At 63.8% G+C, this 14,213-nt stretch carries 12 protein-coding genes; 2 read left to right on the forward strand and 10 right to left on the reverse strand.

What is annotated here, in order from left to right:
* Window positions 1–41: 41 nt before the first annotated feature.
* The 9 genes from AXK11_RS10415 to rpsP all read right to left on the reverse strand — a co-directional run bounded on the left by AXK11_RS10415 (window position 42) and on the right by rpsP (window position 11,049).
* Window positions 42–314, reverse strand: coding sequence for a class I SAM-dependent methyltransferase (locus tag AXK11_RS10415; protein WP_369333196.1), 273 nt, complete (start codon window positions 312–314; stop codon window positions 42–44).
* Window positions 209–772, reverse strand: coding sequence for a hypothetical protein (locus AXK11_RS10230; RefSeq protein WP_231865777.1), 564 nt, complete (start codon window positions 770–772; stop codon window positions 209–211). Before AXK11_RS10230 ends, AXK11_RS10415 begins: the two co-directional genes overlap by 106 nt.
* Before the next feature lie 112 nt (window positions 773–884).
* Window positions 885–2,297: a TolC family protein gene (locus AXK11_RS06170; protein WP_068630368.1), complete on the reverse strand. Its 1,413-nt coding sequence runs from the start codon at window positions 2,295–2,297 to the stop codon at window positions 885–887.
* An 82-nt stretch (window positions 2,298–2,379) separates the two neighbouring features.
* Window positions 2,380–5,481, reverse strand: a complete 3,102-nt coding sequence (locus AXK11_RS06175) for an efflux RND transporter permease subunit (protein ID WP_068630369.1) — start codon at window positions 5,479–5,481, stop codon at window positions 2,380–2,382.
* A 151-nt stretch (window positions 5,482–5,632) separates the two neighbouring features.
* Window positions 5,633–6,748, reverse strand: a complete 1,116-nt coding sequence (locus tag AXK11_RS06180) for an efflux RND transporter periplasmic adaptor subunit (RefSeq protein ID WP_068630370.1) — start codon at window positions 6,746–6,748, stop codon at window positions 5,633–5,635.
* Between the two features lie 166 nt (window positions 6,749–6,914).
* Window positions 6,915–8,909, reverse strand: coding sequence for a transketolase (gene tkt, locus AXK11_RS06185; protein WP_068630372.1), 1,995 nt, complete (start codon window positions 8,907–8,909; stop codon window positions 6,915–6,917).
* A 532-nt stretch (window positions 8,910–9,441) separates the two neighbouring features.
* On the reverse strand, window positions 9,442–9,810 hold the full coding sequence (gene rplS / locus AXK11_RS06190) for a 50S ribosomal protein L19 (RefSeq protein ID WP_068630374.1): 369 nt from the start codon (window positions 9,808–9,810) through the stop codon (window positions 9,442–9,444).
* Between the two features lie 9 nt (window positions 9,811–9,819).
* Complete coding sequence (trmD, locus tag AXK11_RS06195; RefSeq protein WP_068630387.1) at window positions 9,820–10,494, reverse strand: tRNA (guanosine(37)-N1)-methyltransferase TrmD; 675 nt, start codon at window positions 10,492–10,494, stop codon at window positions 9,820–9,822.
* A gap of 240 nt (window positions 10,495–10,734) precedes the next feature.
* Window positions 10,735–11,049 carry a 30S ribosomal protein S16 gene (gene rpsP / locus AXK11_RS06200; protein WP_068630377.1) on the reverse strand — a complete coding sequence of 105 codons (315 nt, stop codon included), beginning with the start codon at window positions 11,047–11,049 and terminating at the stop codon, window positions 10,735–10,737.
* 107 nt (window positions 11,050–11,156) lie between these two features.
* Between rpsP and ychF the strand changes: the two genes are divergently transcribed.
* The gene (gene ychF / locus AXK11_RS06205) at window positions 11,157–12,257 is read left to right on the forward strand and encodes a redox-regulated ATPase YchF (protein WP_068630379.1); all 1,101 of its coding nucleotides are present in this window, start codon (window positions 11,157–11,159) and stop codon (window positions 12,255–12,257) included.
* 85 nt (window positions 12,258–12,342) lie between these two features.
* Here the strand turns inward: ychF and AXK11_RS06210 are convergent, their stop codons facing one another.
* On the reverse strand, window positions 12,343–13,068 hold the full coding sequence (locus AXK11_RS06210) for a 3'-5' exonuclease (protein WP_068630380.1): 726 nt from the start codon (window positions 13,066–13,068) through the stop codon (window positions 12,343–12,345).
* 255 nt (window positions 13,069–13,323) lie between these two features.
* On the opposite strand from AXK11_RS06210, the gene hisN reads away from it, so the two are divergent.
* Window positions 13,324–14,103 (forward strand): histidinol-phosphatase, encoded by a 780-nt coding sequence (gene hisN / locus AXK11_RS06215; RefSeq protein WP_068630382.1) that lies wholly within the window; start codon window positions 13,324–13,326, stop codon window positions 14,101–14,103.
* The last annotated feature ends 110 nt before the right edge of the window (window positions 14,104–14,213 follow it).

Below are 14,213 nucleotides of genomic sequence, written 5' to 3' on the forward strand. Positions count from 1 at the left end.
AAACTCCAGATACAAACTAAAAAATCAAGAAAACCCTGGCGTCACAATTTTTGAAAAACGCGATTATGCCAGACGTTAAGGCTATTTTCAAATCCGAGCGGTTCAAGCTCTTCTAAAGCAGCCGCCACCTCTTTATATCCTTTGGGAAGGTGATCATTCCCGGGGAGACCGAAGCCCGCATCGTCGGCTACTAACCAACCACCCGGGACTACCTTTGGCCCATAGGTTTTGAAATCGTGGCGTGCCCCAGCTTCACTGTGGTCACCGTCGACGAAAATGACTTCATATTTCGAATCGCGCAGGCTTTCGATAATTCGGGGATCTGTCGAATAGCCACGATGAAGGAGGAGCTGATTAAAATCGAGTTTATAATGTGAAAAAAACTGCGAATACAGCCCTCGTAGTCTTCATCCGGATGAAAATTCCCAACGTCGTCTTGCTCTCTATAGCTACGACTGATCTTCCTTCTTATTCTTTGAATCAGACGCCCACCCCAAGGTCTTGGATTACCTTCGAGCGGCGAAATCGCACTCACTTCAATCTCGATATTCAGTTCCTCTGCAAGCTTCGCCCAAAGGGCAAGGAGCTGCCCTTTATACACGCCAATTTCTAAAACCCGGATTTTCCCAAACCTCTTTGCTGCTGCGACAAGTAGACTCGCCCACATCGCATCAAAAGCCGGCTCCCCATAGCCGAGGTTATTGGCACGAACATAACTGCGATGTGCCGACAAAAGCGGGCATGCATCCCCTGCCTGTGTCAGGCGGTTCAAGATCGCCTCATTGCAGGAAGCTGCATTCGTATAGGAGCCGACCAGCTCCTCAAAATCAAGGGGGGGGGGACATAGTTCTGGGGGTCATAATTTTTGGGGAAATCTCAGTGTGTTATATCAGTGGGTCGGGGGTGCCGGTGGCCTGGCGCAGGGTCGCCAGTGCGACGTTGTAGCGGTAGGTCGCTTGCAACTGGTTGAGGCGGGCGCGGGTCAGCTCCACCTGGCTTGTGAGCACGTCGAGCTGCGTCGCCGTGCCTGCCGAGTAGCGCACGCGGGCCAGCCGCAGCGCCTCATCGGCTTGCTCGACGACCGCCGCGGAGGCCGAGACGAGCTCCTGCGCCTCGATCAGAGAGGAGTGTGCGCGGCGCACTTCGACGTCTATTGCCAACTCCGTTTCCTCAAGGGCGAGGCGGGTTTGCACGAGCCGCGATTTCGCCTGGGCGGTGCGGCCCGCCGTCGCGCGGCCATCAAAAATCGCCCACTGGGTTTGCAGTCCCGCCGTCCAGCCGTCGCGCCGATCACTCCAGCCCGTGCCCGGGCCGCCGCGCTGCCAGTCGTAGCGACCGTAGGCCGAGACGCGCGGCAGGGCGCCCGAGCGGCTGGCGACGACTTGCTGTTCGCCCGCTTCGGCTAGTTTGGCGAGGCGCTGGAGCTCAGGACGCTGTACACGAGCCGCACCGAGCGCGTTGGCGAGGTCGGCCTGGTCGGCCTGCGCCCGGCCTTCCAGCGCGAGCTCGCCCGCGAGCGGCGGCAGCGTGCTGCCCGCTCCGCGCGGGCTGCCGCCAGCCCGAGCACTCAGGCCCAGAGCGCGGCGCAGCTCTTCAATCGCGAGCCGGTAGTCGTTGCGCGCGGTAATGAGGTCGGGCTGGCCGTTGGCGAGGGCGACCTGGGCGCGCAGGACTTCAAAGTTGGAAACCGAGCCCGCCTCGAAGCGGCTCTGCGCGTCCTTTAGCTGCTCTTCGAGGAGCTTTACGTTTTCCTCCTGCACGCCGACCTGCTCCTTGGCGAGCAGAGCGCTGTAAAAGAGCGTGCGCACGGTGAGCAGCGTCTCGTTGACGATGGATTGGAGCTCAAGCTCCGCGGCCTGCACCGTGAGCCGCGCGCTGCGGGTCGAGGCCACTACGCTGCCACCCGAGTAAACGAGCTGCGTCGCCTGCGCGGACATGCCCCAGTTGCGGTTTTGCGGCGGCGATCCTGCCGAGAGTTCCTTGTCGTTTGCCGAGACATCACCGCTCACTGCAAGGTTGGGAATCTGTTGCGAACGGACTTCTAGGACGACGCCGTGTTGCTGGCGGATGCGCTCACGCGCTTGGGCAATCCCGGGGTTGTGGTCGAGCGCGTAGCGCAGCGCATCGGGCAGCGTGAGAAACGGCGTGGGCAGATTGGCCACACGCGGCGCAGCTTCCGTCGCTCGTGTGGGCACTGGAGAAGCAGGCTGGGCAATCGCAGACGATGCGGAGACGAGCGCGGCCAGGCTGGTGAGCAGGACCGGCGCCGCGCGGAAAATCGGAAAGCGGGACTTCATAGGCACAGGGAGAAAACGGCTGCGATTGACTGGGGGGAAGTGTGATCGGGCGGGCGTGGGCGTAGGGAGGAACGGACGGGCTCTAGATCGCGGGCGCATTGTCGGAAATGCCAGCCTGCACTTCGCGCGCGTGCTCGAGCTCGGTCGCCCGCTTATGGTCGCGGGCGATCGCCATGTAAACAGAAGGCACGATGAAGAGCGTAAAGACTGTCCCGATCGCCATCCCTGCAACGAGCACGAGACCGATCGAGTTGCGCGCGGCGGCCCCCGCCCCCGTCACAAAAACCAGCGGCATGTGACCGAAGACCGTCGCCGCCGTGGTCATCAAGATCGGCCGCAGGCGCAGCGAGGCGGCCTCGATCAGCGCCTCAAACTTTTCTTTGCCTTCGATCTGAAGCGTGTTGGCAAACTCGACGATCAGGATGCCGTTTTTGGCGATCAGGCCGATCAGTGTCACGAGGCCGACTTGCGAGTAAATGTTAAGCGAAGTCGCCCCCAGGAAGGTGAAGGAGAGCGCGCCAAACATCGCCAGTGGCACCGAGCCGAGCAGCACGATGAAGGGGTCGCGGAAGCTCTCAAACTTCGCCGCGAGCACCAGATAGATGAGGATCAGCGCGAGGATCAGCGTCGTCGTGAGTGCCTCGCCCTCCTGCCGGAGTTGGCGCGACTCGCCGCCGTAGTCCATGAAGTAGTCGCTCGGCGCAACCTCGCGCATGGCGTCCTCAAAGACTTTCAGTGCCTGGTCGAGCGTCACGCCCGGGAGCGGCTGGCCGGAAATAATCGCGGCATTGAGCTGCTGGAATCGCTCGACCTGGCGTGGCTGGGCCGAGGTCTCGAAGGTCGCAAAGGTGCTCAGCGGGATCAGCCGCCCGTCGGGGCCGCTGACGTGGATGTCGCCGAGCTGCTCCACGTTGAGCCGCTCGGAGCGTTTGATCTGGGGAATGACCTTGTAGCTGCGCCCCTGGATGCTGAAGCGGTTTACGTAGCCGCCGCCCAGCAGCGAGCCGAGATCGGCGCCGATCTGCTGCATGTCGAGCCCCAGCGCAGCCGCCTTGTCGCGGTCGATGATGAGCTGGGCCTCGGGCCGGTCGAAGCGCAGGCCCGTAAACGCAAACATGAGCTTGCCGGACTGGAGCGCGCGCTGGAGCACGGCTTGGGCGACTTCGTTGACCTGCTCGGGCGCAGCGGTCGAGGCGACAACAAAGGAAACCGGAAAACTGGAGCCGCCCGGCAGCCCCGGAGGCACGGCCGAAAACACTTCCATGCCTCCAACCGCGGAGAGCTTGGCACTGTTTTCCTGGAAGACCTCCTTGGTCGTGCGCGTGCGCTGGCCCCAAGGCTTGAGCACCAGTCCCGCAAAGCCAAAGCCCGGACCCACCACCATGAAGGTCTCGCTCTTCTCGGGCACCTGCTGGAATTGGCGCTCGATGTCATTGGCGTAGAGCATGACCTGCTCGACAGTCGCATTGGGCGGCGGCTGGAGGATGCCAAAGAGGAAGGACTGGTCCTCCTCGGGCGCGAGCTCGCTCTGCGAGAACATGAACATCGGCCCCAGCAGCAGCGGCACCACGATGATGATGAACAGCGTCACCACCCAGTTGAAGCGCGGGACGGCCAACCATGCGCGCAACACCCGCGCGTAGCGGCGGCGCAGCCCGCCGAAGCGCTTGTCGAGCCAGGCCGAAAAGCCGCTCGTGTGATGCCCCGCCGGGATGATTCGCGAAGCCATCATCGGCGAGAGCGTCAGCGCGACCACGCCGGAAATCAGCACCGCACCCGCCAGAGTAAACGCGAACTCGCGGAACAGCGCGCCCGTGAGCCCGCCCTGAAAACCAATCGGCGCATAGACGGTGACCAGCGTGATCGTCATCGCGATAACGGGGCTCACCAGCTCGCGCGCGCCCTTGATCGCCGCCTCGAAGGGCGTCTGCCCTTCGCGCACGTGGCGCTCGATATTCTCGACGACCACAATCGCATCATCGACCACGATTCCCACCGCCAGCACGATCGCCAGCAGCGTGAGCAAGTTCACCGTGAAACCGAGGAGCAGCATCAGGAAAACCGCACCGACCAGCGACAGCGGCATCGCCACAACCGGAATCAGCACCGCGCGGAAAGAGCCGAGGAACAGGTAAAGGACGATGATGACGATCAGCATCGTCTCGCCCAGCGTGGAGATAATCTCGGTAATCGCGTCCTGGATGTAGAGCGAGGAGTCGTGCGCGACATGCCCGTGGACGCCGGGTGGCAGTGCGGGGAAGATCTCCGTCTCCAGCACGTGGTTCACCTCGCGCAGCACGGTGAGCGTGTTGGCCGTGGGCAACACGGCGACTTCGATAAACGTTGCCGGTAGCCCATCAGTTCGCGCCTCGCTGTCGTAACTCTCGGCACCGAGCTCCACATCGGCCACGTCACCCAGCCGCACCACCACCCCGCCCTCTTCGCGCAAGACCAGTTGCTGAAACTCCTCCACCGTGCGCAGGTCGGTATTTGCGGTCAGGCTCACGCTGACCATCTCGCCCTTGGTGCTGCCGAGCGCGGACAGGAAGTTGTTACTGGCGAGAGCCTGGCGAACCTGGGTCGCGCTGATGTTGAGCGCGGCGAGTTTCTCGGGCTTTAGCCAAACGCGCATGGCGAAGGTGCGGCCGCCGGCCACCTCTGCCTTCTGGATGCCCTGCACTGCGGCGAGTCGCGGCTGCACGACGCGCGTCAGGTAGTCGGTCACCTGGTTGGGCTCCAGATCCTCCGACGTGAAATTGACATACATGTCCGCCATCTGCGAGTCGGCGGGAGCGATATCGATGAGCGGTTCTTCGGAGCCGGGCGGCAGGTCGCTTTTGACCTGGTTAACCTTGGAGGTGATCTGCGCCAGCGCGGCAGTCGGGTCGTAGTTGAGCTTCAGGCGGACAGTGATCGTGGAGGAGCCCGCGCTGCTGCTCGACTCCAGATAATCGATGCCGTCGGCACTCGCGATGGCACGCTCAAGCGGCGTCGTGATGAAGCCGTTTACGAGGTCGGCACTCGCCCCGACGTAGATCGTGCGCACGGTCACCACCGACACGTCGCTGCGCGGGAACTGCCGCACGCTGAGCGCACGGTAAGACTGCACGCCGAGGATGAGAATGACCAAGCTCACCACAATCGCGAGGACGGGGCGCTTGATGAAAATATCGGTAAACTTCATAAAAGGCAGAGAGGCGGAGACCGGAAACAGGAGCGGCTGGAAAAGCGACTGGCGACGGGCAGCGCGGCGAGGACGAAGCAGGGAACGAGCGAACGAGTCGGGGCTACCAAGACCGCGCGCCCCACGGTTTTGTTGCGCGAGGCGCAGCCTACTAGCTGTCCGGAAGCGCAGGCTCCGGATTGGAGGAAGGCTGGACGGTGTTATTGATCACCACCGGAGAGCGATTTTGCAGTTTGGTGAGCCCGCCGACCACCACCTGCTCGCCGGGCTTCACACCGGAGAGGATCGCCACCTGGCTGCCGCGGCGCGGGCCCACTTTTACAAATTGCTGACGCACGACGAGCCCTTCGGCCCCATCTTCGCGCGGCTCCACGATGAAGACCGCGTCGCCATAAGAGTTGAAGGAAATCGCCGTCGTGGGGAGCGTCACGTAGCGCGCGACCTTGGGCATCACGACCTGCGCCTTGGCAAACATCCCGGGGCGCAGGCGCCCGTCGGGGTTGGCGAGCGTGGCCTGCACCTGCACGTTGCGCGTCGCGCTGTCGACCTGCGGGTTGATCGCGGTGAGCCGCCCCTCGAAGCGCTCCCCCTCAAACGCATCCACGCTGATCTTCACCTCCTGCCCCACTTCAAGCGCGGTGAGCCGCTGCTGCGGCAGCGAGAAATCGACATAGATCGGGTCGAGCGAAAACAGCGGCACGACCGCCTGCCCGCCGCGCACGAATTGGCCAAAGTTTACCGCGCGGATACCGAGCCGTCCGGCGAAAGGCGCGCGCAGGGTTTTCTTTTCAATCATGGCCTTGATGGCAGCGACCTGCGCCTCGGCAGAGTCGAGCGCGGCACGCGCGGTGTCGTACTCGGCGCGCGAGTTGGCCTCCTGTTTGCGCAGGCCGGCGGCGCGCTCGTAGTTGATCCGCGCCAGCGCGGCGCTGGCCTCCGCATCGGCAAGCTGCGCACGCTCTGTCGATGTGTCCTGGCGCAAGAGCAGGTCACCCGCGTTGACGCGCGCGCCGGACTCGAAGGCGATTTCGACCACTTTCCCCTCAAGCTCGGTCTCCACCATGATCCCCTGCACCGCGCTCAGCGTGCCAATCGTCTGAAGCGTCTGCTCCCAGTCTTGCTCTTCGGCGATTGTGCTGACGACGGCCGAGGGCGGCGGCGTGAAGTCCTGCGCCATCACGGCGCGGACTTGGGTGACCTTCACAAAGACAATCGCGCCGATCAGCGCGAAGGCCCCGAGCAGGAAAAGTGCAGAGCGTTTAAACATGGGAGAGCGAAAGAGCGGGAAAAATGCGGAAACTTTGGGAAATCAAACGGGAGAAACGAGAAACGGACAGTCGCCCAAAAAGCGACTGCGCCGCAGCAGTTAAAAGCCACCGTGATTTTGGCGGCGCAGCGATTAGGTGGCCTTATGCCACACTAAGTGTGCGGCACTAAGCCAGGTCGCGGGCAGCAGCGACGAGGGCCTCCGTCGTGATCCCCAGCTCCTTGAAGATCACCGGCCCCGGTGCGCTCAGGCCGAAACGGTCGATGCCGATGACCTTGCCGCGCGGGCCCACGTATCGGTGCCACAGCGCGGTGACGCCCGCCTCGATCGCCACGCGGCGCTCGCAGGTGCTGGGCAACACGCTCTCGCGGTACTCGGGCGACTCGCGCTCGAAGCGCTCCATTGAGGGCATCGACACGACGCGCACGCCACTGCCGAGCTCACGCGCGGCGGCGACTGCGAGGTGCAGCTCGCTGCCCGTCGCCAGCAAAATGTGCGTCAGCGGCGTGGTCTCGCGCACCGCCACGTAGCCGCCGCGCTGCACGCCTTCGCGGCGCACCTGGGCGGGGATTTCGTTGAGCAGCGGCACGGCCTGGCGGCTGAGCGCGATCAGGGTGGGCCCATCCTCGCGCGAGAGCGCCGCAGCGTAGGCGCCCACGACTTCCTCGGCATCTCCCGGGCGGATCACGTCAAAGCCCGGGATCAAGCGCAGCGCAGAAACGGTCTCGACCGGCTGGTGCGTCGGCCCGTCCTCACCCACGCCGATCGAGTCGTGCGTGTAGATGTAAACGACCGGCAGCTTCGTGAGCGCGGCCAGCCGCATCGCGGGGCGCGAGTAGTCTGCAAAAACCAGAAAGGTCGCAACGCTCGGGCGGAAGAGCCCGTCGTAAGCGATGCCGTTGGCAATCGCGGCCATCGCGTGTTCGCGAATCCCGAAGCGGATGTTGCGCCCGCTCCGCGCGGCGGGCTCGAAGTCCGAAGAGCTGGCGATGTAGTTGAGAGTCGAGCCGTAGAGATCGGCACTGCCGCCGATGAGAAGCGGCATCTGCTCGGCGAGCGGCTGGAGCACATCTCGCCCCGCAGCGCGCGTGCCGCCATGCTTCGCATCCGCCGGAAACGGAGGCACCGCAGCGAGGAGTTGCGCCGCGCTCGGCGCCTTGGCCGAGCCGTCGAGCTCGGCAGCCTTTTCCGGATTCGCCGCGCGCCACGCCTTGTAGCCGCGCTGCCACTTGTTGGCGGCGCGGGTGGCGCGCTTTTTCTGCGCGTCGAAATAAGCGCGCACATCCTCGCTCACGTAGAAAAGTTCATCGGCAGGCAAGCCGAGCCGCGCGCGCGCCGCTTCGGCAAACTTGGCCCCACCTTCGCCGTGGCCCTTGGATGTGCCCTCGACCTCGGCGATGCCCTTGCCGATCACGGTTTTTGCAATGATGAGCTGGGGCTTTCCGGTCTTCGTGCGACGCGCCTTTTTCAGGGCTTTAACGGCAGCCTCGATATCGTGCCCATCAATCGTCTGCACGTCCCAGCCCAGTGCCTTGAAGCGTACGGCAGCGTTGAGGCTCTGCGTCTTGTCGGCCATCGCGTCGAGCGTCACGTCGTTGGCGTCGTAGATGAGGATGAGATTGTCGAGCCGCTGGTGCGCGGCGAACTCCATCGCCTCCAGCGCGACGCCTTCCTGCATGCAGCCGTCACCCGCCAGGCAGATCACGCGGTAGTCGAAGAGCGGATGCTCGGGCGTGTTGAAGCGCGCCGCCGCCATTTTTCCGGCGACTGCCATTCCCACCGCGTTGGCGATTCCCTGCCCGAGCGGGCCCGTCGTAGACTCGACGCCCGGCGTTTCGCGAAACTCGGGATGGCCCGGAGTCCTGGAATGGAGCTGGCGAAAGGACTGGAGATCCTCGCGCGAAACCTCGTAGCCGCTGAGGTGCAGCCACGCGTAAAGAAACATCGAGCCGTGCCCCGCAGAGAGGACGAAACGGTCGCGCCCGCGCCAGCGCGGTTGATCGGGGCAATGCACAAGCGCACTACCAAAGAGGGCAGCGCCGAGCTCGGCGGCCCCGAGCGGAAGTCCCAAATGCCCCGAAGAGCACTTGTGTACGGCGTCAATGGCGAGGCCACGGGCCTGGTTTGCAGCTTTGGCGAGAATGTCGGTCGGGAGGCTCATGAAGTGTAAAAATGCGGAGGTCTAGGCACTGGCTCGCCAGCCGCAAGGGTCTTATTGCGCGGAGTCTGCCCCTTGCACGCAGCGGCAACGCCGCTGCGACCAATAAAAGAGCCTGAGGCTCCCACTCACTGCGCGTGGGGCGGCAGGCGGTGCCTGCACCCATTTACTGTGCGGTTTGTTTGGCGGGCGGACCGCCCGCCAAACAAACCGCACAGTTGAATAAGCCTGACCTCCGGTCAGGCGGAGACTTACCCCGTCAACTTTTTCGCCGCGCCCAAATGGGTTACCGTTCCATCCGCATTTTTATGCATCTCCTGTCGCAACGCGACAGGGGGAATGTCCCGTTAAATTTGCGATTTTGCTCGGACGCGTAGCGCACGGGCAAAATCGCAAATTGAATGGCAGTGGCGACCCGCCACCGCCGCCCGCGTAGGGCCGCCCCACGCGCAGTGGAGTCTTCGACTCTTTCATCTGGCGAACCGCTCGTTGGCGGCTCGTCAGCCGTGGATCAAATACTTGTCTACACGCGCGCTTAAGCGCGGGTACGCTTTTCGGCGCGGACTTCGCGGATCGCCATCGCGGCCTTACCCTTGCGCTTGCGCAGGTAGTAGAGGCGGGCGCGCATCGGCTCGGACTGGCGCTCGATTTCGACCTTCACCACGTTGGGCGAGTGCACGGGGAAAACCTTTTCCACGCCCTCGCCGTAGCTGATCCGGCGCACCGTGAAGCTCTCATGAATCCCGGAGCCCTTGCGCGCGATCACGATCCCCGCGAAAAGCTGCACCCGCTCCTTATCGCCCTCGCGCACCTTGGTGTGCACCTTGACACCGTCGCCCACTCGAAACTGCGAAAGCTCGGGCTTTAGCTGGGAGGCAGTGATTTCTTTGATGATCGGATTCATGCTGTGGTGTTAATTTTTTGAGAGTAAATCGGGCCTTAGGCGGGCGGTCTTCCGCTCTTGCTGCTCGCGGCGCCACTTCTCGATCGCGGTATGATTACCCGAGAGGAGCACCTCCGGGGCTGCCATACCTCGATACGTCGCGGGACGCGTGTATTGAGGGAAGTCGAGCAGGCAGCGAGTGAAGCTCTCGTGTGTCAACGACTTTTCCTCGCCAAGCACCCCCGGCACAAAACGCGCCAGCGCATCGATCACCACAGCGGCTGCCAGCGTGCCATTGGTCAACACGTAGTCGCCGATGCTCAGCTCCTCGTCGATCACCGTATCGCGAATCCGCTGGTCGATCCCCTCGTAGTGGCCGCTTAGAAAAACGAGGTGCGACTCGTGCGAGAGCGCCTCCGCCCGCGCAGCCGTAAACGGCACACCATCGGGCGTCAGGTAAATCCGGCGGCAGCCCGGCGTCTGCACCGCCTCAATCGCCGCAAAAATCGGCTCGCACTTCATCACCATCCCCGCACCGCCGCCGAGCGGGCGATCATCCGTCGTGCGGTGCTTATCGGTCGCCCAATCGCGGATATTGTGCACCGCCACCTCGACCTGCCCGCGCTCGCGCGCGCGCCCTAAAATGCTCTCGGACAAAAATCCGTCGAGCATCGCGGGAAACAGGGTGAGAACATCAATGCGCATGGGGAGAAGATAAGCAGAGCGGGCGGCGGCGAACGGGAGATTTCGATGTGCGCAGTTCGCGACGAGCAAGCGGCTGACGACAGGCGATTTGCCCTTCTGCTTGCCCGCGCCAACTGCCCGCCCACCTCAAGATACGCAGCGCCGCTTCACAAAAAAACCCGACGCGGCGAGCATCGGGTTTTCAGGAAAAAATCGACCAGTCGAGCGGCAGGCATGCACGCGCGCACAGCCCGTGGAAAATCAGGCCGCAGCGGGCGCGGCTTCGGCGACTGCGGCGGGCGCTTCCTCCGCAGCGGCAGCAGCCACAGCCGGAGCGGCCTTGCGCGCGCGCTTGATCATCGCGCCCATCGTGTCAGTGGGCTTGGCGCCCTTGCTGATCCAGTAGTCCACGCGCGGCAGGTTGAGCTTGAGCTGCTCGCCCTTGTTGCGCGGAGCGTAGGTGCCGAGAAACTCGACGGCCGCGCCGTCGCGGCGGCTGCGCGCTTCGGCCACGACCACGCGGTAGTGCGGATTGTGGATGGAGCCGACGCGGGTAAGACGGATTTTGAGTGCCATAAAAGGAGCGTTACAGAGCCTTGTCTTTGAGTGGAAAAAGCCGCGGAGCACACGGGCCGATAAATGGCTTGTCAAGCCCCCAGTCCCCGCCCTCGCTCTCGCGCCCTATGAAAGCCGGAATCGTCGGGTTGCCCAACGTGGGCAAGTCCACCCTCTTTAACGCCCTCACCCGCTCGCGCAAGGCCGAGGCCGCCAACTACCCCTTCTGCACCATCGACCCCAATGTGGGCGTGGTGACCGTACCCGACGAACGCGCCTACGTGCTGCAAAAAATCGCGAAGACCCAGGTCGTCATCCCCGCGGCGATCGAGTTTGTGGACATCGCCGGACTCGTCGCCGGCGCCAGCAAAGGCGAAGGGCTGGGCAACCAGTTTTTGGCCAACATCCGCGAGGTAGATGCCATCGTCCAGGTCGTGCGCTGCTTCGAAGATCCTGACGTGATCCACACCATGGGCTCCGTGGATCCCGTCCGCGACATCGAGATCATCGCCACCGAGCTCATGCTCGCCGACCTCGACTCCGTCACCAAGCGTATCGAGAAAACCCAGAAGAAAGCCAAGTCCGGCGACAAAGACGCACAGGCCGAGCTCGCCCTCCTGCAAAGACTCGAGCCCCACCTCGCCGACGGCAAACCCGCCAACACGCTGGAGCTGCCCGACGACGATAAGGCGCGGCTCAAGCAATTTCACCTGCTCACGGCCAAGCCCATCCTCTTCGCCTGCAACGTCGCCGAAAGCGACCTCGCCCAAGCCGAGGCAAATCCCTTTGTGCAAAAAGTCGCCGACTACGTGCGCACCCACCACGACGCCGCCTACGTGCCCATCAGCGCCAAGATCGAGTACGAACTGATCGACCTCAGCCCCGAGGAAGCCCGCGAATTCCTGCAAGACCTCGGCGTGAGCGACTCCGGCGTCTCCAGCCTCATCCGCGCCAGCTACGCGCTGCTCGGCCTGCAAACCTACTTCACCGCGGGCGAAAAAGAAGTCCGCGCGTGGACGATCCAGAAAGGCTGGAAGGCCCCGCAAGCGGCGGGCGTCATCCACACCGATTTTGAGAAAGGCTTCATCAAGGCCGAAGTCGTCTCCTACGAAGACCTGACGACGCTCGGCAGCGTGGCCGCCGCGCGCGACGCCGGTAAATACCGCCTCGAAGGCAAAGACTACGTCTTCCAGGACGGCGACGTCGCCCTCTTCCGCTTCAACCGCTAAGGGACTTCACCCCTTCATCGTGCGTGCGGTCACTGCCCGCACGTCTGGTGACTGTCTAAGGTCCCGCGAAGCCATTCTCTCGCGCTTAAAACAAGCTCTGCTGCTGGATCGCGTCGCGCTTGGTGCCGTCGAGTGTGCTGAGTGCCAGTAGCTGCATTAGGGAGAGCGCTGCGATTTGCGGTTCGCGTGCGAGAAAGCCCAGGAGCAAGGCTCCTGCCAATGCGTCGTAAGGGGCGGCGTGATACTGGCAGCGTGCCGCCGGACACAACTGCGGCGCGAGCGCATCCAGCTCGGCCTGCAGACCGCAAAGCGCGATCAAGTCCGCCAGTTTGTAGGAGGAAAACTGCGGGTAGAGCTGCCGATAGAGTGCCCCGGTATCGACCCAGGGGCCCCACTCCGCCGCGCTCGGCACCCAGCCCGCAGCGGGATCGGTAGTCGCCCCCGAAGGGCGGGCTGCCGCGCGGGCGCTGCGCTGCGTAAAGTCCGGTGAGCGTCGCGGGTAAGGCCACACCGATTTGAGTAGGGTATTTTCCGTACCGGCAAAGTGCGCCGCCAACGGCCCAGACTCCCGCCACGCCGCGAAACGTGCGAAGTCTTCGGCCATCGGCGCTGCCCCCGCCAACGCGTCTTCATCCAGGCCGTGCACCGCCACATCCTCACGCCGCAGCGCGCCGAGCGGATGGCACAGCCGCGTGTGCAGCTCGCGCACTTCGCCCCCCACCAGCGTGACCACGCCGTACTCCACGATCCCCGAACCGAGGCTCCCTTCGAAATCTACAAAATGTATCGGCTGCGCAGTCCAGGTACTCATCGGCAAGTCGGAGAGCCGAATACGCACGGGCCCTGTTTGGCGAGGGAGGACTTTTCAGCGCAGTTCCGGCCAAAGAGATTCGCCGACTGCGGATTCGCATTGCCCGGCGGACTGCGCACCCAGCACCGCTCGCGTCCGCGCACTCCGCTGACAGGCAACCGGAGGCTCACTGGCGGGCATCTCCCGATTCATTGACGGCCTTTCCCAAAATAAAGGGGTCGAAGCGGCTGGGAAAACGGCTTTGGGTTTCGCGCCGTGGATCTTCGCCCTTATCGTGATTTTTTAACCGAGCTCGCCCAAGCGAGTGGTGAGTTTTTGCGCGACTACTGCGCGCGCAGTGCAAACGGCCAAATCGCCGTCGAGACCAAGGCAGACGAGAGCCCCGTCACCGCCGCAGATCGCGGGGCCGAGGAACTATTGCGCAAGCGCATCAAAGCCAGGTTTCCCACTCATGGAATCATTGGCGAGGAGCACGGAAACGAGAACGAAGGAGCAGACCTTGTGTGGGTGCTCGATCCGATTGATGGCACCAAGAGCTTCATCAGCGGCGTGCCGCTCTGGGGCACATTGATCGCGCTTCTGCACGAGGGGCAACCCGTCCTCGGTGCCATTCACCAACCACTGCTGAGCCAGCTCCTCATCGGTGACGGCCGCACCGCGACACTAAGCGGCCGCACCGTTCGCACGCGCACCACCACCGCTCTTCGCGAGGCAACGCTGCTCACCAGCGATACCGTCAACCTCGACCAGCGGTTGGGCGCCGCACGCGCGAGTGCCCTGTTGGCCGCGGCCCGCATCGCGCGCACCTGGGGCGATTGCTACGGCTACCTGCTCGTCGCCACGGGGCAGGCCGATGTGATGCTCGACCCGATCATGAACCCGTGGGACATCGCCGCGCTCGTCCCGATCATCCGCGGTGCAGGCGGCGTAATCAGCGACTGGGCGGGCGGCCCCGCCTACCCGGCCGAAGCGACTGTCGCCGCCGCCACACCGGCGCTCCACGCCGCGACGCTGGAGCAACTGGCAAGAACATAGCTCGCGCGGAGGAGAGCGACAGGGAATGCCCTGCGCGGGCGGCGGCAGGCGGTGTCCCCTCCCGTTTACTATGCGGCTTGCCTGTTGGGCGCTTCGCCCAACAGGCAAGC

It is taken from the genome of Cephaloticoccus primus, from assembly GCF_001580015.1.
Lineage (GTDB): Bacteria > Verrucomicrobiota > Verrucomicrobiia > Opitutales > Opitutaceae > Cephaloticoccus > Cephaloticoccus primus.

What these genes read in the sequence shown, in the direction of transcription:
- AXK11_RS06170 (WP_068630368.1), bottom strand. Translation starts at nt 2,297, where the DNA reads ATGAAGTCCCGCTTTCCGATTTTCCGCGCGGCGCCGGTCCTGCTCACC.
- AXK11_RS06175 (WP_068630369.1), bottom strand. Translation starts at nt 5,481, where the DNA reads ATGAAGTTTACCGATATTTTCATCAAGCGCCCCGTCCTCGCGATTGTG.
- AXK11_RS06180 (WP_068630370.1), bottom strand. Translation starts at nt 6,748, where the DNA reads ATGTTTAAACGCTCTGCACTTTTCCTGCTCGGGGCCTTCGCGCTGATC.
- tkt (WP_068630372.1), bottom strand. Translation starts at nt 8,909, where the DNA reads ATGAGCCTCCCGACCGACATTCTCGCCAAAGCTGCAAACCAGGCCCGT.
- rplS (WP_068630374.1), bottom strand. Translation starts at nt 9,810, where the DNA reads ATGAATCCGATCATCAAAGAAATCACTGCCTCCCAGCTAAAGCCCGAG.
- trmD (WP_068630387.1), bottom strand. Translation starts at nt 10,494, where the DNA reads ATGCGCATTGATGTTCTCACCCTGTTTCCCGCGATGCTCGACGGATTT.
- rpsP (WP_068630377.1), bottom strand. Translation starts at nt 11,049, where the DNA reads ATGGCACTCAAAATCCGTCTTACCCGCGTCGGCTCCATCCACAATCCG.
- ychF (WP_068630379.1), top strand. Translation starts at nt 11,157, where the DNA reads ATGAAAGCCGGAATCGTCGGGTTGCCCAACGTGGGCAAGTCCACCCTC.
- AXK11_RS06210 (WP_068630380.1), bottom strand. Translation starts at nt 13,068, where the DNA reads ATGAGTACCTGGACTGCGCAGCCGATACATTTTGTAGATTTCGAAGGG.